This is a genomic window from Gemmatimonas aurantiaca (assembly GCF_037190085.1).
Taxonomy (GTDB): Bacteria; Gemmatimonadota; Gemmatimonadetes; order Gemmatimonadales; family Gemmatimonadaceae; genus Gemmatimonas; species Gemmatimonas aurantiaca_A.
In genome coordinates this window covers 341,617-365,454 of the sequence record NZ_JBBCJO010000004.1, presented here as the reverse complement: position 1 = coordinate 365,454, position 23,838 = coordinate 341,617, and the positions used below count along the sequence as shown (strand labels likewise).

Here is a 23,838-nt window from a genome sequence, read left to right as displayed (position 1 = left end):
CAACACGGGTTTTTCCGGTTGTTATCGGTGTTGTTCCCGCCCCATCCGTGTATTCCGCGGCAATGCAGTTTGTTGTTGCTGTTGTTTTCACGTCCCCCGATCTCGCCATTGTTTCGCCTCGGCCGCCCGGCCGGTCGCTTCGAAGAACTCGGCCAGGCGCACCGCCACCCGCTTGGTGACCAGCGCATCCGCCCCGCGTGTCTTCACCAGCCGATCGTACGCCCCGCGCATCAATCGCTCGGCCTCCTGACGACGACCCCAGCGCCCCAGATGGTAGCCGTACACCGCATCGGCATTGGCCACCGCCCAGTGTTCGGGCGGCATGTACGTGCGGCGCAACTGGCGCGAACGCAGCAGGAACGTGTCGGCAGCCACGAACTGTCGCAGCGAATCGAGCGCCAGTCCCAGCGCCTGCAGCACCGAACCCGCCGTGGCATCGGACTCCGGCATGCCACGACCGATTTCCGGGACCACTTCACGCGCCGCGGCGATCGTGCCCGGCATGTCGGCCGCCGCATACCGGAGCTGCGCCAGCATCGACTTCGACCGCAGCGTTTCGTAGTGCGTGGGGCCGGCCGCGTCGGTCAGAATGCGCACCGACCGACGGATCATAGTATCGGCGCGGGCCTGGTACCCCATCTCGTCGAGCAGGGACGCATAGGAGCGCGACAGATTGCCCATGTTGAACGACGTGGGGCCATGCACCCGCGATTCCACGTCCAGCGCTTCCACCAGCAGGGACTCCGCCTTGGCGAATTCCCCCTGATACGTGTAGGACACGGAGACGCTGTTGAGCGTGTACGGCAACGCGGCCAGACTGCTCGAATCGTCCTTGATCGTGCGCCGCAACGCGATGGCTTGGAGCTTCACCGCGAGCGCTTCGTCGAGACGACCCTGCTGTTCAATGGTGCGCCCGAGATTGTCGAGCGCCGTGGCCAGTTCGGTGGGATTGTACTGATCCTTCGGCATGCGCCGCTGCCGATCCACCAGCAGCATCGCCAGCGACTCGGCCTGCGCGAACGCGCCGCGCGCTTCGGTCAGCGCCACCACGTACGACAGACTCATCGACGTGCGCTGATCGAGGTCCCCGTATTCCTTCCGTCGCAGGTCCCACGCCCGCCGGGCATGCGTTTCCGCCGAATCGTAGAGACTCAGGCCATAGTACGTCTGCCCCAGCGTGTGACGGATCTGCGCTTCCACCTCCGGCTCGAGATGCTCCTGCTCGATGTTCTTCGCCGCCTGTGACAGCACCTGCGCCACGGTCACACTGGTCCCACCCAGTTCGGGATCGACGGCACTGAGCATGTTGGAGAGGAAGCTGTTCACCTGCTCCATCTTGTTGCGTTCCAGCTCCGCGCGGCGCGCCTGACGCGAGGTGGCCACGATGCCGCCCACGAGCGAGACGCCGATCAGCCCCAGCGCCGTCACTTCGAGACGACGGCGGCGCACGAACTTGCCCGCGCGATAGGCCAGCGTGTCGCGCTGCGCCGACACCGGCAGGCCATCCAGCCAGCGCTGCAGATCGCGCGAGAACTGCTCCACCGATCCGTAGCGACGCTCGGGTTCCTTGCGCAACGCCTGCAGGATGATCGCGTCGAGATCGCCCTGCAGCGCCCGCCGGAGACGGGGCGCCCGCATGCCGAACGACGTGGCACTCGCGTCGGTCACCTGGGTGGACGGCACGGCCGCCGGTGTCTGCACGATCACCGTCTGCATTTCGGCGAACAGCAGCCCCTGCACCGTGTACGGCCGCGCACCCGAGAGCAGTTCGGCGGCGATGATGCCGAGCGAGTAGATGTCGCTCGACGCGGCCACCGGCATGCCGCGCGCCTGCTCGGGACTGGCATACTCCGGCGTGAACGCCAACGCGCCGCCCTGTGTGGCCGGCAACTGCTCCAGGCCCTCGGCGTCGCGCGTGAGCCGTGCAATGCCGAAGTCGAGCAACTTCACGCTGCCATCGGCCGTGACGAGAATGTTGCCCGGTTTGAGATCCCGGTGCACCACGAAGTTCTGGTGCGCGTGCTGCACCGCGGCACACACCTGGCGCAGCAACGCCACCCGGCCGCGCAGATCGAGCCGCCGTGTGTTGGCATACGTCGTGAGCGGTTCTCCCTCGACGTACTCCATGACGATGTACGGCTGCCCATCCTCGGTGACACCGCCATCGAGCAGCGCTGCGATGTTGCGATGATTCAGGTTGGCGAGAATCTGCCGCTCGTAGCGGAATCGCCGGATGGCCAGATCGCCCTCGCCCCCACGCCGCAGAAACTTGAGCGCCACCCGCTTGCGGAACTGATCGTCCACGCGGACACCTTCGTACACGGCGCCCATGCCGCCCATGCCGATGAGTCGCGTGATCTCGTACACCCCGATACGACCGCCCGCGGCATACCGATCGCCTCGCGTGCCCTCGCCCAGCCCTTCCGCCATCGCCCCCGCCACGGCCGCGCCCACGGGATGATCCCACGTGTCGCCGCTCCGCTCGACCGCGGCCAGCAATTCCTCCACCTCGGTCTGCAACGTCGGGTCGTCTTCGCAGGCCGAGGCGAGATACGCCGCGCGTTCTCCCACCGGCAATTCGATGGCGGCATCGAACAGGGCCCGCAGACGATGCAGACGGGTGGGCGTGAGCGGCGTCTCGCTCACGCGCGCTCCAGCTCGCGTTGCAGAAACGCCCGCGCGAAGGTCCAGTCGCGTTTCACGGTGGCCGGAGAGATCGACAGAACGGCCGCGGTCTGTTCGATACCGAGTCCGCTGAAGTACCGGAGCTCCACCACACGCGCCTGTCGTGGATCAAGTGCCGCCAGTTTGTTCAGCGCATCGTCCAGGGCGATCAGATCCACCGAACGTTCGGGACTTTCCGCCACCGATTCGTCGAGTGTCACGCGCTCACCACCTTCCCGCTTGCCGGCGCGCGCCCGGCGTGCGTGATCGACGAGAATGCGACGCATGGCCTGCGCGGCGATACCGAAGAAGTGCGACCGGTTCTGCCACGAGGTTTCCCGTTGCCCCATCAGGCGCAGATAGGCGTCGTGCACCAGCGCCGTGGGCTGCAGGGTGTGATCGACACGTTCACGACGCATGAAATGCTCCGCCAGATCATGCAACTCGCGGTAGACCACGCGCATGAGCTGATCCGCGGCTCCATCCGATCCATTCTGCAGATCCACCAGCAGCCGGGTGACCTCGTGATGCGTCGTCGAATCGTGACTGTCGTGACTGCGGTCGTCGTGGTTCATGTCGCTTTTCGCCTGGAGCATCGGGAAGCAGCCGAGCGCAGCAATTGTAGCGGTTTCCCGCGCGGGGCGCACCGGGCTTCCTGCAACAACGACGCACCACGTCCGCGCGACCTCTGTCCGGTCGGCGTACATCGCCTCGTCTCACACCCGAGGACGCCTGCCGCTAGCTTGTGGCCATGAGCGCGGCGTCCCAGCCCGTCGACACGCCGGATGCGCGACTGCACGGCCGTCCGGCACAGTCCACACCAGCCCACCGCAAGCAGTTGCGGACGCTGGTGCGTGCCGGCTGCGAGAACCGGCCCGGCGTGTATCGCATGCTCGGCCCCACCGGTGCGGTGATCTACGTGGGACAGTCCCGCGCCCTGCGCACCCGCCTGCTGTCCTATTTCCGGGCCAGAGGACGTCGCAACAAGGCCGCGCGCATCCTGCGGCACGCCTTTCAGATCGAGTGGGAGTACACGCACACCGAATTCGGCGCGCTGCTGCGCGAACTGCGGTTGATCAAGCAGTATCGCCCGCATTTCAATTCGATGATGGTGCTCGACGACTGGCCCAGGGCCTACGTGGCCCTCACGGGAGATCCGGTGCCCGGCCTGCGGGTGGTGGCCCGATCCGACGATCCGGCGGCGGTGGCGCTGTTCGGGCCCTTCCGCCGTGTGCAGCAGCTGCGCGAAGCGGTGCGGGCATTGGCCGAAGCCACGGCCCTGCGCGATTGCACGCTCGAGGACACACCAACGCGGCCGGTGGGCACCGGCGGCACGAGCAGCACCGGCAGGAGTGGACGCGAACGCCTGCCCACGCTCTGGTTCGCCGACGACCCCGCGCGACCCATCGGGTCGTCATCGGCCCGTCTCCGTTCACGGGCGCCGGCCTGCCTGCGTCACGATCTCGGCACCTGTGCCGGTCCCTGCATCGGCGCGGGTGAGGCGGGCGCCTATCGTACAGCAGCGGCCGAGGTTCATGCGTTCCTGGAAGGCCGAGGGGACGGACCGCTGCGTCGGCTGGAGCGCGCGATGCACGAGGCCGCGGAAGCCCTCGCTTTCGAACGCGCGCGTGTGCTGCGGGATCGTCTCGCCCTCGTGCGCTGGCTGTTCGATCGTCTGCAGCACTTTCATGCCAACGTCGACCGACTCACGTTCCGCTATCACGCCATCGGCCATGCCGACCGGGAATGGGTGTATCTCATTCGCCGGGGGACGGTGCGGGCGGAAGTGCGCGCGCCCCGGACCGACGAAGAGCACGAGGCGTTCCGCGCGCTCGTGGCCCGCGTGTACGACGGCCCCGATCCGTCGGGTGCGGACATTCCCACGCACGATCTCGACGAGTTCTTTCTCGTCGCCAGCTGGTTCCGCCGGCGACCGGTGGAGAAGCAGCGCACCCGCGGTGCGCGCGTCTGACGCGGGGGCGCGTGTCGGTCTTCTCCGCCGCCTCTTCCACGCCGACATCCCCCAAAACAAAACGACGTGCCCGAGTTGCCCCGGACACGCCGCTTTGTGGCCACCGCTCGCTTGCTTCGGGTCCCGCCCCTGGGTTGGCGTAACGGTGGTACGGCGGGAAGTGTACAGAGCCGTACCTTTCAAGCCGATTAACGAATCGTCGGCTGTTTTTCAGGGACGAACCGTCCCCTTCCGACCAGTGCTCCTCTCCTCATGCGCCTGCTTGTCGTCGAAGACGATCCGAAACTCGCCCGGCTGATCGCGCGCGGGCTGCGCGAAGAAGCGTACGCGGTCGACACCTGCGAACTGGGCAAGGCCGCCATCGCGCAGGCCGCTGTCAACAGCTACGACGCCATCGTGCTCGATGTGATGCTGCCCGACATCGACGGCTTCACCGTGGCACGCACGCTGCGCGGCCGGGACATCCGTACACCGGTGCTGATGCTCACGGCGCGGGACACCGTGGCCGACCGCATCACCGGACTCGATGCGGGCGCCGACGACTATCTCGTCAAACCGTTCGATTTTGGCGAACTGCTGGCCCGGTTGCGTGCCCTGCTGCGACGCCCCGAAACGCTCCAGCCGATGCTCGTGCGCGTGGCCGATCTGGAGATCGATCTGCAATCGCATGCCGTGAGCCGGGCCGGTGTGGCCATCGCGCTCACGGCCAAGGAGTATGCGTTGCTCGAACTGCTGGCCCGCAATGTGGGACGCGTGCTCTCGCGTGGGGACATCGTGTCGCATGTCTGGGACGACAATCACGATCCCTTCACCAATGCGGTCGAAGTGTACGTGAACCGTCTGCGCGGCAAGATCGATCGGGATGGCCATGCGCCGCTCATTCACACGCGGCGGGGCGCGGGTTACATCCTCACCGATGTGCCACCCGCCTGAGGCGCCGTGAAGCCGGTCCGCATTTCGATCCTGCTGCGTCTGACGCTGTGGAACGCCAGCGTGTTGGCGCTGGTGCTGATCGTGTTCGTCGTGGTCGGATGGTTCACGCTGACGCGCGTGGTGCGGGAGCGTGCCATCTCCGCCGTGAGTGAATCGGCGCAGGTCGTGGCCAGCGCCGTCCGCGCCGAACGACGGGCCATGGCCGCCCGCGGTGAAGTCGAAGCCGACGGTGCCACCGAACGCGCCGTGCTGCGCGAAATGCGTGTCGGCAATCTCGACATCTTCATCACCAACGAGGCTGTGCGGATGATGGCCGCGCGGCAGCCCAGGTTGCCGGTGGACGGCACGTCCGACACCGGACAGGGGGACAGCGCCGTCCGACTTCCCGAACCCGTGCACGCGGTCCTCGAGGAGATGCGGACCGGCCGTGACGAGGACTTGGCACGGACGCTCGCACGGGATCGCGGTCTGGCCGTGCGTGAGGTGATGCTGGCCGACGGACCGGCGCACATGGCCCTGGTGCGCGTCGCGCCCACCGGTGACGAGGACGCACGCAATGGCCCCACGTTGCTCATCACGGCGCTGCTGTCGGAAGCCGGGGACCGGCTCCTGCTGCGTCAGGTGCGCAACACGCTGTTCCTGGCCATTCCCGCCGCGCTGCTCGCGTCGGTCCTGGCCGGCTACGGTCTCGCCCGCCGCAGTCTGGCGCCGCTCGAAGCCATCAACGGACGCACGGCGTCCATCACGGCCGCCAATCTCGACGAACGACTGCCGGTGGTGAATCCGCACGATGAACTGGGCCGCCTGGCGCAGATCATCAACGGTCTGCTGGCCCGTGTCGGTGATGCGTTCCGCACCCAGCGGCAATTCGTGGCCGACGCGTCACACGAATTGCGCACGCCCATTGCCATCATCCGCGGCGAAGCCGATGTCACGCTGCGTCGCGCTGTCCGGCGCGAAGCCGAATACCGCGAGGCGCTCACCGTCATTCAGGGCGAGTCCATCCGTCTCACACGCATCGTGGACGATCTCTTCCTGCTCGCACGCGTGGATGCGGGTGGCCCCATCGTCACGCGGGAAGTGGTGGAGCTTCCCGATCTCGCCGTCGACGCGGTGCGCAGCGTGCGATCGATTGCCCTCTCGCAGGGCGTCACGGTGACCTGTGACATCGCGCCCACGGTGGACGAGGCGTCGGCCACCACCACGGGCGATGCCAATCTGCTGCGCCGCCTGCTCATCAACCTGCTGGACAACGCCATCAAACACGCGCCGTCGGACAGCACGGTGCGGGTCGTCGTCGATCGCGACGGGCAACATCTCCTGCTGCGGGTGCACGATCAGGGTCCCGGGGTTCCGGAAACCATCCGGACCACCGTCTTCGACCGCTTCGTGCACGAGCCGCATGCGCGGGAGACCGCCACCGGGACGGGCGCCGGTCTCGGTCTCGCCATCGCGCAGGCCATTGCCCAGGTGCACGGGGGGCAGATCCGGCTCCTCGCCACCGCGCACACCGATGGGACGACTGCCGCCTTCCCCGGCGCCACGTTCGAAGTGCGTCTCCCCGCCCGTCGTCAGAAACCGCATGCCAGCGGCTCAGCCGACGTCCGGCATGGATAGGCCCGCGGTCGCACTGTCATGGCACGAGCGCCTGTTCAGGGGCTCTGCAGAGACTCGTGCAAGGGTCCGGGGATCGGCCCATGCGGCTGTCCGGGCAGCCGCTCCTGCATCTGCGCCCGGCGCGCCCACGCCATGAGCTGCCAGTAGAGCGCGCGCACATCCTGTTCCGGCAGTCCGGCATCGCGTCCGCGCATCGCTGCCCGCGACACCACGGACGCCTCCCGCGCGGGGTCGAGCACCGGTTGTCCGGTCCGCTGCTTGAGCGTTCCGATGGCGCGCGCGAGGGTCATGCGCCGCACGATGGCCGCGATGATCTCCTCGTCCACGGCATCGATATCCTGACGCAGCGTCTGCAACATCTCCGTCGACGCGGCCCCATGCCGGTCGTGCGGCATGGGACGCCCCACATCGCGACCCATATCGCGACCCATATCGCGCCCCGTATCGGCGTTTCTCTCGCTGCTCATGCCGGTACCTCCGCGCGCCACGGGCAACCGCGGCCGATGGCTTCGGCCACCGCCTGCACCTGCTGCATCATGCGCGCGAACGCCGCGGGTTCGAGCGACTGTTCGCCATCGCTCTTCGCCGTGGCGGGCGTAGGATGCACTTCCACGATCAGTCCGTCCGCGCCGGCGGCAATGGCGGCCATCGCGAGCGGCGCGACCAGCGAGGCCCGCCCGCCGGCATGACTCGGGTCGACGATGACCGGCAGATGCGACTCGCGCTTGAGCACCGGAATCGCCGCCACGTCCATCGTGTTGCGGGTGGCCGTTTCGTACGTGCGGATGCCCCGTTCGCACAGCATCACATCGCCATTGCCCTGCGCCATGATGTATTCGGCGGCCATCAGCAGTTCGGTGATGGTCCCCGAGAGCCCGCGCTTGAGCAGCACCGGACGCTGCACTTTGCCGACTTCGGTGAGCAGCGTGAAGTTCTGCATATTGCGCGCCCCGATCTGCAGCACGTCGGCATACGACGCCACGAGTTCCACCTGCCGGGGATCCATCACTTCGGTCACGATGGGCATGCCGGTTTCCGCGCGCACCTCGGCGAGAATCTCCAGGCCGGCCTCACCCATGCCCTGAAACGCGTACGGCGACGAGCGCGGTTTGAATGCTCCCCCGCGCAGCAGACGGGCACCGGCCCGCTGCACATGGCGGGCGGTTTCATGCATCATCTCGCGGCCTTCCACCGAACACGGCCCCGCCATGACGACGATGTCGCGCCCCCCGATCACCGTGTCCGCCGGATCGCCGAAACGGATGGCGGTATCGCCCACCGAAAATTCGCGCGACGCGAGTTTGTACGGCTTGAGGACCGGCAACACCCGTTCGACGCCGTCCAGCTGGGTCAGTCCGTGTTCACTCAGACGGCCCTCGTCGCCGATGCATCCGACGATGGTGCGATGTTCGCCGCGGGAGACGTGGGTGCGCAAACCGGCCGCTTCGACGTGTTCGACGATGCGGTCGAGCGCGTCCGGGGAGATGTGGGCGGTGGTGACGATGATCATGCAGTCCTCGTGGAGTGGGAGTCGTGGCCACGAGGCACCGCGTTCGCCGAGCCCGGAAACAACAAAGGCCCGTGCGATGCACGGGCCTCTCGGCGGTGGAAGCGTCAGCGTTCAGCCGCGCATGCCAATGGCGCCGGATCCCATGCGGGTCGGCACGTAATAAAATCGGCAGGCGTAGCTGAGAACGGCGGCGTGACGCGTCATACCATGGAGGCTATCCCAACCCGTCGATGAAGTCAATATGATCCGCACATGACGAATCCCTTCGTGACAACACGGTCGGCATCGCCCCTATCGGCGTCGCCGACTCCACGCGTGGCGTTTCAGGGCGAAGCGGGCGCGTTCAGCGAAATGGCCATCCGTCAGCACTGGCCCGACGGCGCCATACCGGTGGCCTGTCTCACGTTCGCCGATGCCGTGGCCCGTGTCCTTGCGCAAGACGTCGACTACGCGATGATCCCGGTGGAGAACGCGATTGCCGGCACGGTGCAGATCGCCTGCGATGCGGTGCATGCAGCCGGTGACCGGATCCGGCAGATCGGCGAGACGCGGGTGCCCATCCATCTCTGTCTCATGGCCCCGCATGGTGCCTCGCTGGCCGAACTGCGGGAAGTGCGCAGCCACGCGGTCGCGCTCGCACAGTGCCGTCTCTTCTTCGCCCGGCACGGCTGGCTGGTGTCGGTGCCCCATGCCGACACCGCGGGCGCCGCCCGCGACGTGGCCGCGCAGGGCGACCGCACCATGGGCGCCGTGGCCAGCGAATCGGCCGCAGTGCAGTACGGTCTCGAAGTGATCGCCCGGAACATTCAGGACATTCCGCACAACTGGACGCGTTTCGTGGTGATCCAGCGGGCGTGAAGGGTGTGCGGCGCCGGTGATGCCTCGGACATCGACGCCGGCGTTGCCAGTGAATGGAGTCGTGGGAGTGGCCATGCGGTTTGACATGCTGTGACATCGCGTGCGGACGCGAAGGTATGGGCAGCTGACGATCCCGTGTCATGCGTTGCCGTGTGCACCGTCGTGTGCACTGTCATGTCCACCATGCGGTCCGCCTTTGCCGAGCGCCGCCACCGCGCGGCCACTGCGCCGTCCTCGAACGGGCTGGTGCAGAGCCCTCCATCCGATCGGAGATCCCATGCGTTTGACGCTCCCGATCTGGCCGCTGATCGTTTTTGCGTCAGCCTGTGCCAGTGATCCGGTGACGTCTCGAGACGAGACATCGTCATCCGTGCTCGTCACGTCGGACCGCACTGGGCAATTCCAGACACAGCTCAGTCTCATTGGCCACGGAAGCGCCCCGATGAGATCGGCGACGGTTGCCGGGCATCTCGAGTCCGCGCTGCTCCTCGCCGACAGCACGACACTGCTGCTGGGGGTCGTCCATGCCGACACGCGCCGCGAACTCGTGGCCATGGAGGGACAGACCCTGCACGAACGCTGGCGCCGACCTGTCTCCAACCGTCTGGTGCCCGCCCAGGCCGGCGAGATCGGGCTCCGGGGCGTGACCGCACTGGCCCAATCCATCGATCAGCAGGGGCTGTACGTGAGTCCGGCCGTGCGCGGTGAGGCGGTGGGCCTCGCCCGTATCAATCTGCAGACCAATGCCGCGGAGGCCTTCAGTGGCCCGTGGCAGGAAGCGCCGGAGATGGTACGCGTCCTGCCCGCCCGTCCGGGCCTCCCGGAGGGCGCCGTGCTGATGGTCGCGTCGCGCAAGAATCCGACGGGAGGCCCACCGAGTGATCCCGCCACGATCCATCTCCTTCACCCGCTGACGTTGGCCCCCCTGGATTCGCTCACCCCGGCCACTCTGGGGTTTCCGGGCGCCATCATCGATCTGTTGCCCCTCGACCACGGAGCGATACTGCTGGTCGGCACCATGACGCACATGTTCCGTGTCGGTCTGCACGACCACCGCGTCATCGCCAGTGCGCCGCGTCCGGGCCATGGATTCATCCTGCCGTTGGCCCAGGGGGGAACCTTCGCGCTCCTGGACCGGGGCACATCCCTGAGCCCGGTCAGATCGGGGCTGATCTATTTGCTCAGCCCGGAGTTGATCGTCATGGACAGCATCGATGTGAGCACACCCCTGGGAGGCACACCACATTCGGTATCTGCCCCGGCTATGGGCGGTGGCGTGTTCGACACCACGACGGGCGAATTGTTGGTGTGGACCGGCTCGGTGCCCGGCATCTTTTCCGGCCCGCCGCTTCCCGCCCGGGCGATCGTCGTGCACATCGGCGAACGGCGTGTGGTGAGGATGGTGCCACTGTCCAGCGACGGCTTCGGACTGGCCTTCCGGTTGCGCGCCTTCTGAATACGACCGCGACGAAGACGGACTGAGATCCACCGGCGGTGTCCTGGCATCGTCGGTTCCCCATCGATCCTCGTCGATCCTCGTCGATCCTCGTCGATCCAGTCGGGGTGGGTCCGCTGTTCCCCCCTCGACAGCTGCCGGTGCGCTACCGATGATGTTGGTATGTCCTCTTCCTCTTTTTGCGCGCGCTTCGGCCTCACCTCCGCCCTGGCGCTGACGGTCCTTCCGGCCCTCGCGCCTGCGCAGCGCCCCGCATCTCAGCCGTCCACGCAACGCCCCGTGACGGCGGCCTCGTCGGAGGCGGCGTTCGTGCCGATCTCCCGCGCCGTGCACGGCGCCATCGATGGCAACCGCGCCTACCGCACCGTCGAGTACGTGCAGCGATTCTTCCGGCTGCCGGGCAACCGCGGATTCGATGCGGCGATCGATACGGTGGCTTCGTTGTTGCGCGCCGCCGGATATGTGCGCGAAGACGGGGCGCCGGCGTCGGCGCGTTTCGTGTATCGCATCGAATCGCGGCCCATGGCCAATCCGGCGTGGACGCCCATCGGGGCTTCGCTCACGATCGCGGGACGCACCAAGCCACTCCAGCAGTTCTCCACGAATCTCAACATGATCGCCATCAACTCCGGCTCCACGCCGGAGGGCGGGGTCACGGCGGATGTCGTGGATGTCGGCGCGGGGGGCAGCGATCAGTTTGCCGCGGTCGATGTGAAGGGAAAGATCGCGCTCTCCACGGGTGACGCGCGTGCCGTGTATCCGCGCGCCCTGCAGGCAGGCGCGATCGGTGTGCTCAATACGCAGGCGCTTCCGTCCTACAATCAGCAGTCGAAGAACACCACCGCCATCCGCTTCACCAGCGTGGTGCGGGACTCGGGGTGGATCCTGTACATCTCGTCGGCCACGCACGATTCCCTGCGCGCCGCGATGAAGTCACTGAATGGTGCGCCACTGCGGGTGCATGCCGACGTGCGCACCCTCTTCGAAACGCGTCCCGAGCTGACGATCGTCGCGGAGATCCGCGGCCGCACGCGGCCCGCCGAACGTTTCGTGTACTCGGCGCACGTGCAGGAACCCGGTGCGAACGACAATGCCACGGGCGTGGGCACGCAGGCGGAAATGGCGCGGGTGGCGGCGGATCTGGTGCGCCGCGGTGTCGCCAACCCCCAACGCACGATCACGTTCCTCTGGGGCGATGAGATCCGCTCCACCGACCGGTTCCTCAAGGAAGACAGTGTGCGCCGCGCGGCGGTGAAGTGGGGCATGTCCCTCGACATGGTTGGCGAGAACACCGCGCTCACCGGCGGGACGTTCCTCATCGAGAAGATGCCCGACCCGTCGGCGGTGTGGGTGCGCGGCGAGGACCAGCACACGGAGTGGGGAGGCAAGCCGCTGGCCGAGAAGGACATTCGCGCCTACTGGTTCAACGACTTCGTGCGGCAACGCTGTCTCGATCGTGCGCGCCAGACCAACTGGGTGGTGAAGGCCAATCCCTTTGAAGGTGGCAGTGATCACACGCCGTTCCTCAACGCGAAGATCCCGGCCGTGCTGCTCTGGCATTTCACCGATCAGTACTACCACACCGATCTCGATCGCATCGAAATGGTGAGCGCATCGACGCTCGCCAACGTGGGCGCGTGTGCCCTCACCACCGGTCTGCTGCTGGCCGACGGGTCCCGCGCCATCGTGCTGGCCGCGCTCGACGAACTGGCCGGTGTGGCCGAGCAGGCCATCCGCACGCAGTCGGCGCTCAGCCGCGATACGCTGAGCCGGGGCGGCAACGCCGACACCGAGAAGCACATCATCGAAACGTGGCGCACGTATTATCTCGACGCGATCGACAAGATCGGCGACATCGCGGTGGGCCCGGTGGATCTCACGGCGGCCATCGGACGCGCGAAGGCGAGGGTGCGGGCGGCGCGGTAACGGCGAACAACTTTGCCACGGATTGCGCGGAGGGGGCGGAAACAACACGGATCAACAACGGTATTTTTTCGTCGTTATCCGTGCTGTTTCCGCCCCCTCCGCGTGATCCGCGGCGAGGCGGTTTGAGGAGGTGGCCAGACACCGACGGTTCATGAAGCGCTTATTTCTTGGAAATCCCTGAAAACTGACATCCCATCTCACGATGCCTCGTATCGCGATCCGCAATTGCGCAGTTCTGCTGCTCTGCGCGTTCGTGCCAACGCTGCGCCTGCGCGCGCAACCGGCGTGGCGCATCGATCCGCGGCCGGTGACCGTCATCGAGGACGATGGGACGCCCGAGACGCAGTGGCGCTCGCTGGCGGGGGCGGTGGTGCTGGGTTCGGGCGATGTGCTCGTGGCCGATGTGGTCGGTGAGGTTCGCCGGTTCTCCCGACAGGGGCACTATGTCGAACGCATCATGCGCAGCGGCAACGGGCCGCGGGAATTGCCGCGGATCCTGGCGTTCATGCCCTGGCACGATGGCGCGGTGGCGGTCACCGATCGGGAGTATCTCACATTCGCGGTGACCGATCCACACAAGGGCAGTGTGCCGGCTGGTGGTGGGCCGCCGAGTGGACTGCTGGCTGCGCTGTTACAGGACGAATCGCTGCTGGCGGTGCAGATGGGATTCAAGGTGATCGCGCCGCCCACTCGCGTCCTGCGTGACAGTGCCTCACTGGTCATGCGCCTCCCCGATGGCAATTCGCGACGGCTGGGGAGAGTGCCGTATTCCACCGCACTGGTGCTGGAGGTACCCGCCGCACCGGGCGGCTTGCGGTATGGCGTTCTGGAAGGTGCGCCGCAACTGCTGGTGGCTGCGCGCGATTCGGTCGTCTGGTTCGGTTCGACCGATTCACCGGGACTCACGCGCATGAGCATTGCCGGGTCCGCGGCACGATCGATCAACGTGACCGGTGCAGGCACGCCGGTCGCTTGGACGACGGCGCGCCTGGAGGCATGGAAGCGCTGGGCCGTGGCTCGTGCATCGAGCGGCCCCGATTCGCTGCTCGCGGACGCGCGCTGGTCGAAACAGCATCTGCCTCCCAACGTGCCGCTGTTCAGGTCGGCGATCCCTGATGTGGGTGGAGGTCTGTGGCTCGAGCGTTTCCCGGCACGGCCCACCGATGCGCCGGAGTTTCTGGTGCTCTCGCCTACGGGTGCCACCATCGCACGCGTGCGCCTGCTCCGCGCAGCGCGCCTGCTCAGCGTGCAGCGGACCACCGTGACCGTTGCCGAGCGTGATGAGAACGATGTGGAGCGGGTGGTGGTGTACGCGGTGCAGCGTTAGGAAGGCGGGTCTCCGAATCATTCACAAGAAACAGCCTTGCCGCGGATCACGCGGATGGGGCGGAAACAGCACGGATCAACAACGGGGCGTTTCCGTAGTTATCCGTGCAGTTTCCGCCCCATCCGCGTGATCCGTGGCAAGGTTGTTTGTTGTTGTCGTTCCTGGAGAACCCCGCACCTGTAGTGGAATCCCCCACACCCACCTGCGTAATCGCCGGATTGAACCGGCGCCAACGTCCGGACACTCTGCGAAAGCCATTTTTTCGCGGAGCAGGGATGCTGGAAACGGAGATCACGCCGGAGGTGCTGGCCCGCTACGACGTGGCCGGCCCGCGGTACACCAGTTACCCGGCGGTGCCGGACTGGAACGGGGCCCCGGATGCGCCCGGATGGGAGGCGCATCTCGGGGCGCTGGGCACGGAGGCGTCTCCGCTCGCCCTCTATGTGCATCTGCCGTTCTGCGCGTCCCAGTGCCTCTATTGCGGGTGCAATGCCACGGTCACCACACGGGCCGAGATCGTGGAGCGTTATCTCACACGTCTGCGTCGTGAGCTGGCCATGCTGTCCCGGGCCATGGGGGATCGCCCGCGCGTGGCGGAGATGCACTGGGGTGGCGGCACGCCGAATTTTCTGAGCGACGCACAACTGGCCACGCTGCACGACATGCTGCTGGGCACCTTCGAGCTCGGTGCCCACACCGAAAGCTCCATCGAAGCCGATCCGCGACTCGTGACACGCTCCCAACTGCGCATGCTGCGTCAATTGGGGTTCGAACGCGTGAGCTTCGGCGTGCAGGATCTCGATCCCGTCGTGCAGGAAGCGATCGGCCGGGTGCAGCCGCGGGACATGGTGCAGAGTGCCGTGACCACCGCGCGGGAAGAGGGATTCGGCGGCATCAATCTCGATCTGATCTACGGTCTGCCGTATCAGACCCCCGACCGGTTTGCCGCCACCGTCGACGACAGTCTCGCAATGGGTCCCGATCGCATCGCCTGTTTCGGCTACGCGCACGTGCCCTGGATGCGTCCCCATCAGCGGCGCATCGATGACTCGGCGCTGCCGGGATCGTGGGAACGTTTCACGCTGTTTCGCGATGCGGTGCATCGATTCTCCGACGCCGGTTACGAATGGATCGGCATCGATCACTTCGCCCGTCCCGCCGATCCGCTGGCGCAGGCCATGCGCAGCGGCCACCTGCACCGCAATTTCATGGGGTACACCACCCAACGCAGCGAACAACTGCTCGGAGTCGGTGTGAGCGCCATCTCGTCCATACACGGCTGGTTCGTGCAGAACGCGCCGCGTCTTGGCGAATGGCAACGGCAGGTGGACACCGGCGCGCTGCCCGTGGCGGGCGGACACATTCTGTCCGAAGACGATCGCATCCGGGGGGCCGCCATCGAGCACCTCATGTGTCATGGCCGATTGCCTGCCGCGTTGTTCCCGGTGGCCGAGTCGGAGATGCACACACGGTATGCCCCGTTCGTGGACGAGGAGCTCGTGGTGTTCGAAGCCGACGGTCTGCATGTGACATCACGCGGGCGCTGGTTCCTGCGCAATCTCGCGTTTCCGCTCGATCCCCATCGCACGCAACAGGAGCACCGGCGCTTCTCCCGGGCCGTGTGAAGGACGTACATTGGCGCCATGCCTGTCGACACGTCCTATCTCTGGATCAAGGCGATGCACGTGGTGGCCGTCATCGCGTGGTACGCCGGTCTGTTCTACATCTTCCGGCTCTTCGTCTATCACGTGCAGCAGCGTGACCAGCCGGCGGTCGTTGCGACACTCGAAGTGATGGAGCGACGGCTGATGCGCGCCATCATGGCACCGGCCATGATCGTCGCCATCGCCATGGGCGCCTGGATGCTCGTCCGTCAGCCCGCCTTGCTGCGCATGCCGTGGATGCACCTCAAGCTCGGTGCGGTGTTCTTTCTGCTGGGGTATCACGGCTTCGCATCCTACACCCGCAAACGTCTGGCCCGGGGCGACTATTTTCTCAGCGAACGCGCCTGCCGCATGATCAACGAAGTGCCCACGCTGCTGCTCTTCGCCATCGTGATCGCGGTTATCGTGCGGCCCTGAAATACAGCGGTGAGTCTGGGATTTGCGGTTCGGGGAGGATCAAGGCATCCCTCAAAGCATCACTCAATGCGTCTCCCGGATCCGCTCCTGCTGCAGCATGGTGGTGGCGTTGAGCAGCGTCTCGATTCGCAGGATCTGACCGGACTGCTTGCCGATCCACACGACCGATTCCCGTCCTCTGGCGAACGTGAAGATGACCACGTGGGCCTCCTCGTCCTGCACCACCGTGCTGCCGGTCACCTGGATCTGATACGCGCGCAGTCCGCCATCCACGTCGAACACAGCCAGACGCGCGGCATATCCCTTCGCGAGTGGCAGCGCCCGCACGAGCAGATCCCAGTTCCCCGAATCGAACGCGGGCATGGGCAGGACCGTATCGAACGGCACCGGCGGAGCATCCACCGGTCCCACCGATCCCCGCACACGCCGGCCACTGAAATCGAGGGTGATGCGCCGCATCGGCTGCAGTGAGCGATGCAGACGCGGGGCGAGCGTGTGTGCCTCCGTGACCGATGAATCGATCACCTGCGCGGATCCCCGCTGAATCCGCTGCACCCGGCGCAGCCACACGCCGCTCTCACTGGAATCCCGCTGCATCTCGTTGGTGAGCTGCCCCACCGGCAGTTGCGAGCCTTCGCGAAAAACCGTGAGGGCGTAGCGAACGGTATCGGTCTGCAGATGGCGGCTGTCGAACACACCATCGCCGGGACGAATGGGACGGAGACTGTCCGGGGTGGCCGTCTGACCGGCACCGGACGCAGCGGCAGCGACCTGAGCCTGCATCGTCCCGGGAATGCCCGGCACGAATCCCGCCAGCACCAGCAGCAGCCTGGCACAAGTCGGGGCAACAGCGGGAACCCTGATAGAGCGCATGGCGCAAGCAACCTTTCCGTGACAGATGACGTCGTACGGCACATGATACCACGACTGACTTCGATGGCGCCGGTGCGGCGCTTCTGGCAGGCCCTTGTTCTGACAATGTGCGCTCAGGGGGCCTTGCATGCACAGAGCGCGGACGTGGTCCGCGGCCGTGTGCTCGACGATTCCTCGCGGGTGCTGCCGGGTGCCATCGTCAGCATCACGCGCGGACCGGACCGCCTCGTCCAGCAGGTGGTCACCGACTCCACCGGCCGGTACAGCAGTCGGTTCGATCCCGGCACGGGAGACTATCTGGTGCACGTCTCCATGCCGGGATTCCGCGCTGCCCGCCGTCGTGTGGAGCGTGTGGCCGATGAGCGCGAGCTGGTGGCCGACTTCACGTTGCAACGGGATCTCGCCATGCTCGACGCCGTTCGGGTCACCGCCAACCAGCCCACGCGGGCGCAGGCGCAGGTCGCGACACCATATGCACGCGAAGTGGGCGCAGCGGAACAATGGAGTCAGGGCGCCGAGGGTCGGGTGAGCCCCAACGCCGCCGGCAACCTGAGTGCGATCGCCGCCACCATGCCCGGTGTCACGATGACTCCCTCGGGCCCCTCCATGCTCGGCGCGGACCCATCATCCAACCTCACGACCCTCAATGGCATGGCGATGCCCGGTGGATCGTTGCCGCGGGCCGCACGGGCCGATGTGCGCGTGACCGGCGCGACGTTCGACGCCACGCGGGGCGGCTTTGCCGGCGCGAACATCGACGTGCGATTGGGAGCGGGTGATCGCAATTTCCAGAACCGCAACGCCTATCTCACCCTGAATGCCCCACAACTGCAGATGACCGACGCGGTGGGGCGGTCGCTCGGCCTGCTCAACGGCGGGTTCCGTGCCAGTGTGGGGGCCGATGGTGAAGCCATCCGCCGCGCGCTCACCTACAACATCGCGCTCGATGTGGGACGCACGGCCAGCGACCCCACCACGCTGCTTGGCAGTGATGGCGAAGCGCTGCGTCGTGCCGGTCTCTCGCCCGATTCCGCACGACGTGTGCAGAGCGTGGCGTCGGCTCTCGGCCTGCCGCTGGCCGGCACCGGCGTGCCATCCAGTCGGGTGCAGGACAATCTCACGTTCCTCGGACGTCTGGACGATGTGCGCGACACGCTGCGCACGCTCACACTCACCACCTATGCGGGCCTCAACCGTGAAGGCGCACTCGGATTCGGCCCCCTGAGCGCACCGGGCACCGCAGGCAAACAGACGCAACAGACCATCGGCGCACAACTCCTGCAGAGCCAGTACGTGGGCAAGGGCTATTTCACCCTCATGCAGAACCGCATCGCCGCCAGTCGGGTGCGGGACCAGGTGCATCCCTATCTCGATCTGCCGGGTGCCACCGTGCTCGTGCGGTCCGCCTCCGATGCCGCGGTCAGTGACATCGTGCCGGTTTCGCTTGGCGGCAATCCCTTCATGGCCACCAACGACACACGATGGACGGCGGAAGCGGCCAACGAGATGGTCTGGAATGCCCAGGGACGCAAACATCGCTTCAAGACGTCGGCGTGGATTCGTGGTGATGGACTCACGCAGGAAGGCCGCCCCAATGCGCTGGGACAGTACACGTTCATGTCGCTGGCCGATCTCGCCGCCAATCGTCCGGCGTCGTACAACCGTACGCTGTCGCAACCGGTGCGCGAGGCGAGCGCGTACAACGCGGCACTGGCCTTCTCGCATCAGTGGAATCCCAATCGCTGGTTCAGCACGCTGGCCGGTGCCCGCCTGGAGGGCAATCGCTTCGGCGACACGCCGCCAGAGAATGTCGCGCTGGAACAGGCACTCGGTGTGCGAACGGGTGTGGCGCCAAGCCACCTGCACGTCTCGCCCCGCGTGGGGTTCAGCTACACCTATTCGCGCTCACGCGAGAACGGCAACGGGCAGTTCAACAACGGGTCGGGAAGCTGGTATCGCAACACGATGGGCATCATCCGTGGTGGCATCGGCGAGTTCCGCGATCTCTATCGTCCGGGCATGCTGGCCGACGCCATGGTGAACGCCGGTCTGGCCGGCAGCACGATTGCCCTGTCGTGTGTGGGCAGTGCGGTACCGGTTCCCGACTGGCAGGCGCTCGCCGGCGGTTCGGCTTCGCTGCCGACGTCCTGCACGGATGGTTCGGGTGTGTTGGCCGAACGCGCCCCCGCGGTGTCACTGGTCGATCCCTCGTTCGACGTGCCGCGCAGTTGGCGGGCTTCCCTCGGCTGGGCCGCGGCGCTGAAGGGATTTCTCCTGCGCGTCGACGGCCTGTCGTCGTACGATCTGTCGCAGCCCAGCACGCTCGACGCGAATTTCTCCGGCGCAAGCCGTTTCACGCTGGCGCAGGAAGGTGGCCGGCCCATGTACGTCACACCCTCCAGCATCGATGCGGGGTCGGGTGCGGTGTCGCCGCGTGAATCGCGCATCAGTCCCGAATACGGACGGGTGTCACTGCGCACGAGCGATCTGCGCGGCTACGGTCATCAGCTCACGACCACATTGCAGCCCGAGGTGTTCCGGAGACGCCGCGGGCCTGCTTCCGTGATGTTCTCGGCCTCGTACACCATCCAGCAGGTCCGTCAGCAGTTCCGCGGCAGCGATGGTGGCAACTTCGGTGATCCCCGCGAGCGCGAATGGGCATCGGGTACGAACGACGCGCGTCATGCCTTCGTGTTCCAGGCCAGCACCACCGTGCCCAAGGTGGGGGTGTTCACCATGTTCACGCGATTCCAGTCGGGTACGCCGTTCACCCCCATCGTGCGCAGCGACATCGATGGGGACGGCCGGGCGAACGACCGCGCGTTCGTCCCGAGTCCCACCGCCGATACCGACGCGTCCACGCGCGCGCAGATGCAGGCGCTGCTGGCATCGGCGCCGACCAACATCCGGAGTTGTCTCGAATCGCAGGTCGGGACGGTGGCCGACCGGCAGAGCTGCCGTGGTCCGTGGACGCAGCAGATGAACCTCATGTATCGTCCACCGCTGCCGCGTATCGGGGGCCGGTTCGTCCAGATGAATGTGATGTTCGAAAATCCGCTGGCCGGTCTCGATCAGTTGTTGCACGGCGCGGACGGTCTGCGGGGGTGGGGCACCCAGGCCTCGCCCGATCCGGTGCTGCTCGTGCCGCGTGGGTTCGACGCCGCCAATCAGCGCTTCCGATACGATGTGAACCCGCGCTTCGGTGACACCCGTGCTTTCCGCACACTCTCGCGCGTGCCCTTCCGGGTGGTGATGGATGTGTCCATCGGCCTCTCCACGCCCTACGAGCTGCAGACGCTGCGTCGTGCCATCGAACCCGTGAAGACACGCGACAAGGCGACCAACAAGACCACCTGGTCCCGCCGCGGCGCCGATTCCATTGCGGCGCTGTATCTCGACCGCACGTCCAATCTGCACCGCATCCTGCTGGCCGAGAGCGATTCACTGTTCCTCACCAGGGATCAGATCACGCGATTGCTCACCGCCGACAGCGTCTATTCGGCGCGGGTCCGCGAACTGTACGTGCCACTGGGCCGGTTCCTCGCCGCGCAGCCCGACGGCGCGGCCGGCAAGGCGGCACTCGACAGTGTGCAGGCCACGACAAAGCTCTACTGGCCGATTTTCTGGGAGCAGGTCGACATCGCGCAGGAAATCGTGAACCCCCAGCAACGCGAACTCATGCCGATGTTCAACAACATGATCAGCGTGACCAGGCAGGAGCGGCTGCGGGCACAATGGACGTTCGGTTATCCGGTGCCCCTGGTGCACAACCGGCCGCGGGTGGGCGGACAGCCGGGATCGAACACCATGTCCGTGACGCGATAGCCCGGAGAAAGGGCCAACAGCAAAAAACCTCGCCGCGGATGACGCGGATGGCCCGGAAACAGCACGGATGAAAACGGGGAGCAACGCAGGACTTGCTCATCGGGAGTTGTATCCGTGCTGTTTCCGCCCCATCCGCGTCATCCGCGGCAAGGCAGTCATCTGATCTCCGAACTCAGTACTTGTAGTGATCCGCCTTGTACGGCCCGTTCACGTCCACGCCAATGTACGAGGCCTGGTCCGCGGTCAGCGTCGTCAGCTTCACGCCCAGCTTGTCCAGATGCAGCCGCGCCACCTTCTCGTCGAGGTGCTTGGGCAGCGTGAACACCCGCTTGCCATACTTCTCGGCGTTGGCATGCAACTCGAGCTGCGCCAGCACCTGATTCGTGAACGACGCGCTCATCACGAAGCTCGGATGACCCGTCGCGCAACCCAGGTTCATCAGACGGCCTTCGGCCAGCACGAGAATGGAACGGCCGCTCGGCAGCTGGAACTCGTCGTACTGCGGCTTGATGTTCACGCGCTTCATGCCTTCGACCTTCTTGAGACCGGCCATGTCGATCTCGTTGTCGAAGTGCCCGATGTTGGACACGATGGCCTTGTCCTTCATCCGGCTCATGTGCTCGACGGTGATGACGTTCTTGTTGCCCGTCGCTGACACGAAGACGTCCGCCTGCTCGACGATGTCGTCCAGCGTCGTCACCTGATAGCCCTCGAGCGCCGCCTGCAGCGCGCAGATGGGATCGATCTCGGTGATCACCACACGCGCGCCCTGCCCCTTGAGGGCCTGCGCGCAGCCCTTGCCCACGTCGCCGTAGCCGAGCACCACGACGATCTTGCCCGCGAGCATGACGTCGGTCGCACGATTGAGACCGTCCACCACCGAGTGCCGGCAACCGTACAGGTTGTCGAACTTCGACTTCGTCACGGCATCGTTGACGTTGATGGCCGGGAACGCGAGGGTGCCCGCCTTCTCCATCTCGTACAGCCGGTGCACACCCGTGGTGGTCTCTTCCGACACGCCGCGAATGCCGGCCAGCACCTTCGTCCAGCGCCCCGGATTCCGCTGCTGTTCGGTGCGCAGCAGATCGAGAATCACGCCCCACTCTTCCGGTTCGTTGTCGCTGTCGAACGACGGCACCGTGCCGCTCTTCTCGTACTCGGCGCCGCGGTGCACCAGCAGCGTGGCATCACCACCGTCGTCGAGCAGTAGATTCGGGCCCGTGCCATCGGGCCACATCAGCGCCTGCTCCGTGCACCACCAGTACTCCTCGAGCGTCTCCCCCTTCCACGCGAACACCGGCGTGCCCTGCGGCTTTTCGGTGGTGCCGTTCGGACCCACGGCCACCGCGGCAGCGGCGTGATCCTGCGTGGAGAAGATGTTGCACGACACCCACCGCACATCGGCGCCGAGCGCCACCAGCGTTTCGATGAGCACGGCCGTCTGCACCGTCATATGCAGCGAACCCATGATCTTCGCGCCTTTCAGCGGCGACTTGCCCGCATACTCCGCACGCAGCGCCATCAGTCCCGGCATCTCCTGCTCGGCCAGACGGATTTCCTTGCGTCCCCATTCGGCCAGCGAAAGGTCGCGCACGGCGAAGGTGGGGCGATCGAGCGACGTCACCAACGCGACGCCGTGTTCAGTCATGACGGAAGTGGCCATGGCCAGTATCCTGGTATCTGTGAAGTTGAAGAGAGAATGAAGCGGGGAGAACAGTCAGGACGTCACGTTCGGGACATCGGCATCAATATCAGCATCGGGACATCGGCATCAGGCCATCACCAGCGCCGGTGCGGGCATCATGATGGCCGTGCACGTGAAGAGAGCGGGGCCGGTGGCCGCGGGATCCACGGGCAGCGGCGCATACCGCACCGAAACGAAGCCCGTGTCTTCCAGCCAGGTGGTCAGCGTCTCCGCGGCAAAGCCGAGCCACACATGACCCATGGTCTCGTGATAGCGCTCGTGGGTGTGCGGACGCATGTCCACCAGCAGCAGGCGTCCACCGGGGCGCAGCACCCGATGCACTTCGCGGAACGCGCGCACCGGATCGGCCACGTGATGCAGCACGAGCATCATCACGGCGACATCCAGCACATGGTCGCCCAGCGGCAGCGCTTCGAGCGTGCCCTCGGCGACATCGACATTGTCGAATGTGGCCACGCGTCCCGCCGCGGTGGCCAGCATCGCCGGTGACGCATCGACGGCGTACACCTTCGAGACATGCGGCGCGAGGGCCGCGCTGAGCGTGCCCGTACCGCAACCCAGATCTCCCACCACGAGCGACGGGTCGAGCAACGCCAGCGAGGCCAGCAGATCGGCACGCACACCAAAAAGTTCGGCCCTGAGCGCATCCCATTCGGCGCTGGCCGTGGCGAAGAACGTCTGCGTGACGGTGCGTCTCGCGGCGAGCACGGCGTCCACCCGCGCCGCGTCCTGCAACGCCGCCGGTGTGGCCGCAAAGGCGTCGCGCACGAGCCCCCACAGGGCCAGCATGCCGGCGTCGAGCTGCGGCTGGCGACGATACCACCGGCTCGCTCCCTCGGCGCGCGACGCAATCCACCCCTGGTCGGCCAGGATGCGCAGATGCCGGCTGACCGTGCTCTGCGGCAACTGCAGCGCCGACGCCAGTTCGCCCACGGTGAGCTCGTGCCGATCGAGCGCGGCCAGCAACCGGCTGCGGGTCGGGTCAGCAAGCTCGGCCATACGATCATGAATGGGCAGGCGCGGCGTGGTCATTCTTCAATATATCCGACCATCCGGATGAAAGGATAGTCTGCAAAACCCGAAGGGCTTTC

At 66.4% G+C, this 23,838-nt stretch carries 17 protein-coding genes; 10 read left to right on the top strand and 7 right to left on the bottom strand.

Annotated elements, in window-relative coordinates; all coding sequences use genetic code 11:
* Positions 1 to 87: 87 nt before the first annotated feature.
* Positions 88 to 2,646: a serine/threonine-protein kinase gene (locus tag WG208_RS05700; RefSeq protein WP_337170373.1), complete on the bottom strand. Its 2,559-nt coding sequence runs from the start codon at positions 2,644 to 2,646 to the stop codon at positions 88 to 90.
* A complete protein-coding gene (locus tag WG208_RS05695; RefSeq protein WP_337170372.1) occupies positions 2,643 to 3,239 on the bottom strand; it encodes a sigma-70 family RNA polymerase sigma factor in 597 nt (198 codons plus the stop codon). Before WG208_RS05695 ends, WG208_RS05700 begins: the two co-directional genes overlap by 4 nt.
* Positions 3,240 to 3,415: 176 nt before the next feature.
* Between WG208_RS05695 and WG208_RS05690 the strand changes: the two genes are divergently transcribed.
* From WG208_RS05690 to WG208_RS05680, 3 genes are all read left to right on the top strand, one after another.
* Positions 3,416 to 4,636 carry a GIY-YIG nuclease family protein gene (locus tag WG208_RS05690; RefSeq protein WP_337170371.1) on the top strand — a complete coding sequence of 407 codons (1,221 nt, stop codon included), beginning with the start codon at positions 3,416 to 3,418 and terminating at the stop codon, positions 4,634 to 4,636.
* 252 nt (positions 4,637 to 4,888) lie between these two features.
* The gene (locus WG208_RS05685; RefSeq protein ID WP_337170370.1) at positions 4,889 to 5,569 is read left to right on the top strand and encodes a response regulator transcription factor; all 681 of its coding nucleotides are present in this window, start codon (positions 4,889 to 4,891) and stop codon (positions 5,567 to 5,569) included.
* A 6-nt stretch (positions 5,570 to 5,575) separates the two neighbouring features.
* Complete coding sequence (locus tag WG208_RS05680; protein WP_337170369.1) at positions 5,576 to 7,186, top strand: ATP-binding protein; 1,611 nt, start codon at positions 5,576 to 5,578, stop codon at positions 7,184 to 7,186.
* 35 nt (positions 7,187 to 7,221) lie between these two features.
* Here WG208_RS05680 and WG208_RS05675 read toward each other — a convergent pair whose 3' ends face one another.
* Complete coding sequence (locus tag WG208_RS05675) at positions 7,222 to 7,653, bottom strand: chorismate mutase (protein WP_337170368.1); 432 nt, start codon at positions 7,651 to 7,653, stop codon at positions 7,222 to 7,224.
* A complete protein-coding gene (gene aroF / locus WG208_RS05670) occupies positions 7,650 to 8,696 on the bottom strand; it encodes a 3-deoxy-7-phosphoheptulonate synthase (RefSeq protein ID WP_337170367.1) in 1,047 nt (348 codons plus the stop codon). The genes WG208_RS05675 and aroF overlap by 4 nt, the downstream gene beginning before the upstream one ends.
* A 252-nt stretch (positions 8,697 to 8,948) precedes the next feature.
* On the opposite strand from aroF, the gene WG208_RS05665 reads away from it, so the two are divergent.
* The 6 genes from WG208_RS05665 (at position 8,949) to hemJ (ending at position 16,344) form a co-directional block, all read left to right on the top strand.
* Positions 8,949 to 9,554 carry a prephenate dehydratase domain-containing protein gene (locus tag WG208_RS05665; RefSeq protein ID WP_337170366.1) on the top strand — a complete coding sequence of 202 codons (606 nt, stop codon included), beginning with the start codon at positions 8,949 to 8,951 and terminating at the stop codon, positions 9,552 to 9,554.
* Positions 9,555 to 9,996: 442 nt separating this feature from the next.
* Positions 9,997 to 11,010 carry a hypothetical protein gene (locus tag WG208_RS05660; protein ID WP_337170365.1) on the top strand — a complete coding sequence of 338 codons (1,014 nt, stop codon included), beginning with the start codon at positions 9,997 to 9,999 and terminating at the stop codon, positions 11,008 to 11,010.
* A 162-nt stretch (positions 11,011 to 11,172) separates the two neighbouring features.
* Positions 11,173 to 12,936 (top strand): M28 family peptidase, encoded by a 1,764-nt coding sequence (locus WG208_RS05655; RefSeq protein WP_337170364.1) that lies wholly within the window; start codon positions 11,173 to 11,175, stop codon positions 12,934 to 12,936.
* A gap of 202 nt (positions 12,937 to 13,138) precedes the next feature.
* Positions 13,139 to 14,263: a hypothetical protein gene (locus tag WG208_RS05650; RefSeq protein WP_337170363.1), complete on the top strand. Its 1,125-nt coding sequence runs from the start codon at positions 13,139 to 13,141 to the stop codon at positions 14,261 to 14,263.
* Between the two features lie 275 nt (positions 14,264 to 14,538).
* Positions 14,539 to 15,888, top strand: a complete 1,350-nt coding sequence (hemN, locus tag WG208_RS05645) for an oxygen-independent coproporphyrinogen III oxidase (RefSeq protein WP_337170362.1) — start codon at positions 14,539 to 14,541, stop codon at positions 15,886 to 15,888.
* Between the two features lie 18 nt (positions 15,889 to 15,906).
* Positions 15,907 to 16,344, top strand: coding sequence for a protoporphyrinogen oxidase HemJ (hemJ, locus tag WG208_RS05640; protein ID WP_337170361.1), 438 nt, complete (start codon positions 15,907 to 15,909; stop codon positions 16,342 to 16,344).
* Positions 16,345 to 16,407: 63 nt separating this feature from the next.
* Here the strand turns inward: hemJ and WG208_RS05635 are convergent, their stop codons facing one another.
* The gene (locus tag WG208_RS05635) at positions 16,408 to 17,217 is read right to left on the bottom strand and encodes a hypothetical protein (RefSeq protein WP_337170360.1); all 810 of its coding nucleotides are present in this window, start codon (positions 17,215 to 17,217) and stop codon (positions 16,408 to 16,410) included.
* Between the two features lie 144 nt (positions 17,218 to 17,361).
* Here WG208_RS05635 and WG208_RS05630 point away from each other — a divergent pair, with 144 nt between their 5' ends.
* Positions 17,362 to 21,042, top strand: coding sequence for a carboxypeptidase-like regulatory domain-containing protein (locus WG208_RS05630; RefSeq protein ID WP_337170359.1), 3,681 nt, complete (start codon positions 17,362 to 17,364; stop codon positions 21,040 to 21,042).
* 172 nt (positions 21,043 to 21,214) lie between these two features.
* Here WG208_RS05630 and ahcY read toward each other — a convergent pair whose 3' ends face one another.
* Complete coding sequence (gene ahcY, locus WG208_RS05625) at positions 21,215 to 22,690, bottom strand: adenosylhomocysteinase (RefSeq protein WP_345786964.1); 1,476 nt, start codon at positions 22,688 to 22,690, stop codon at positions 21,215 to 21,217.
* Between the two features lie 123 nt (positions 22,691 to 22,813).
* Complete coding sequence (locus WG208_RS05620; RefSeq protein ID WP_337170357.1) at positions 22,814 to 23,779, bottom strand: metalloregulator ArsR/SmtB family transcription factor; 966 nt, start codon at positions 23,777 to 23,779, stop codon at positions 22,814 to 22,816.
* Between the last annotated feature and the right edge of the window lie 59 nt (positions 23,780 to 23,838).

What these genes read in the sequence shown, in the direction of transcription:
- WG208_RS05690 (WP_337170371.1), top strand. Translation starts at nt 3,416, where the DNA reads ATGAGCGCGGCGTCCCAGCCCGTCGACACGCCGGATGCGCGACTGCAC.
- WG208_RS05620 (WP_337170357.1), bottom strand. Translation starts at nt 23,779, where the DNA reads ATGACCACGCCGCGCCTGCCCATTCATGATCGTATGGCCGAGCTTGCT.
- WG208_RS05665 (WP_337170366.1), top strand. Translation starts at nt 8,949, where the DNA reads ATGACGAATCCCTTCGTGACAACACGGTCGGCATCGCCCCTATCGGCG.
- ahcY (WP_345786964.1), bottom strand. Translation starts at nt 22,690, where the DNA reads ATGACTGAACACGGCGTCGCGTTGGTGACGTCGCTCGATCGCCCCACC.
- WG208_RS05655 (WP_337170364.1), top strand. Translation starts at nt 11,173, where the DNA reads ATGTCCTCTTCCTCTTTTTGCGCGCGCTTCGGCCTCACCTCCGCCCTG.
- WG208_RS05685 (WP_337170370.1), top strand. Translation starts at nt 4,889, where the DNA reads ATGCGCCTGCTTGTCGTCGAAGACGATCCGAAACTCGCCCGGCTGATC.
- hemN (WP_337170362.1), top strand. Translation starts at nt 14,539, where the DNA reads ATGCTGGAAACGGAGATCACGCCGGAGGTGCTGGCCCGCTACGACGTG.
- WG208_RS05675 (WP_337170368.1), bottom strand. Translation starts at nt 7,653, where the DNA reads ATGAGCAGCGAGAGAAACGCCGATACGGGGCGCGATATGGGTCGCGAT.
- WG208_RS05635 (WP_337170360.1), bottom strand. Translation starts at nt 17,217, where the DNA reads ATGCGCTCTATCAGGGTTCCCGCTGTTGCCCCGACTTGTGCCAGGCTG.
- WG208_RS05660 (WP_337170365.1), top strand. Translation starts at nt 9,997, where the DNA reads ATGAGATCGGCGACGGTTGCCGGGCATCTCGAGTCCGCGCTGCTCCTC.
- hemJ (WP_337170361.1), top strand. Translation starts at nt 15,907, where the DNA reads ATGCCTGTCGACACGTCCTATCTCTGGATCAAGGCGATGCACGTGGTG.
- WG208_RS05695 (WP_337170372.1), bottom strand. Translation starts at nt 3,239, where the DNA reads ATGAACCACGACGACCGCAGTCACGACAGTCACGATTCGACGACGCAT.
- WG208_RS05650 (WP_337170363.1), top strand. Translation starts at nt 13,139, where the DNA reads ATGCCTCGTATCGCGATCCGCAATTGCGCAGTTCTGCTGCTCTGCGCG.
- aroF (WP_337170367.1), bottom strand. Translation starts at nt 8,696, where the DNA reads ATGATCATCGTCACCACCGCCCACATCTCCCCGGACGCGCTCGACCGC.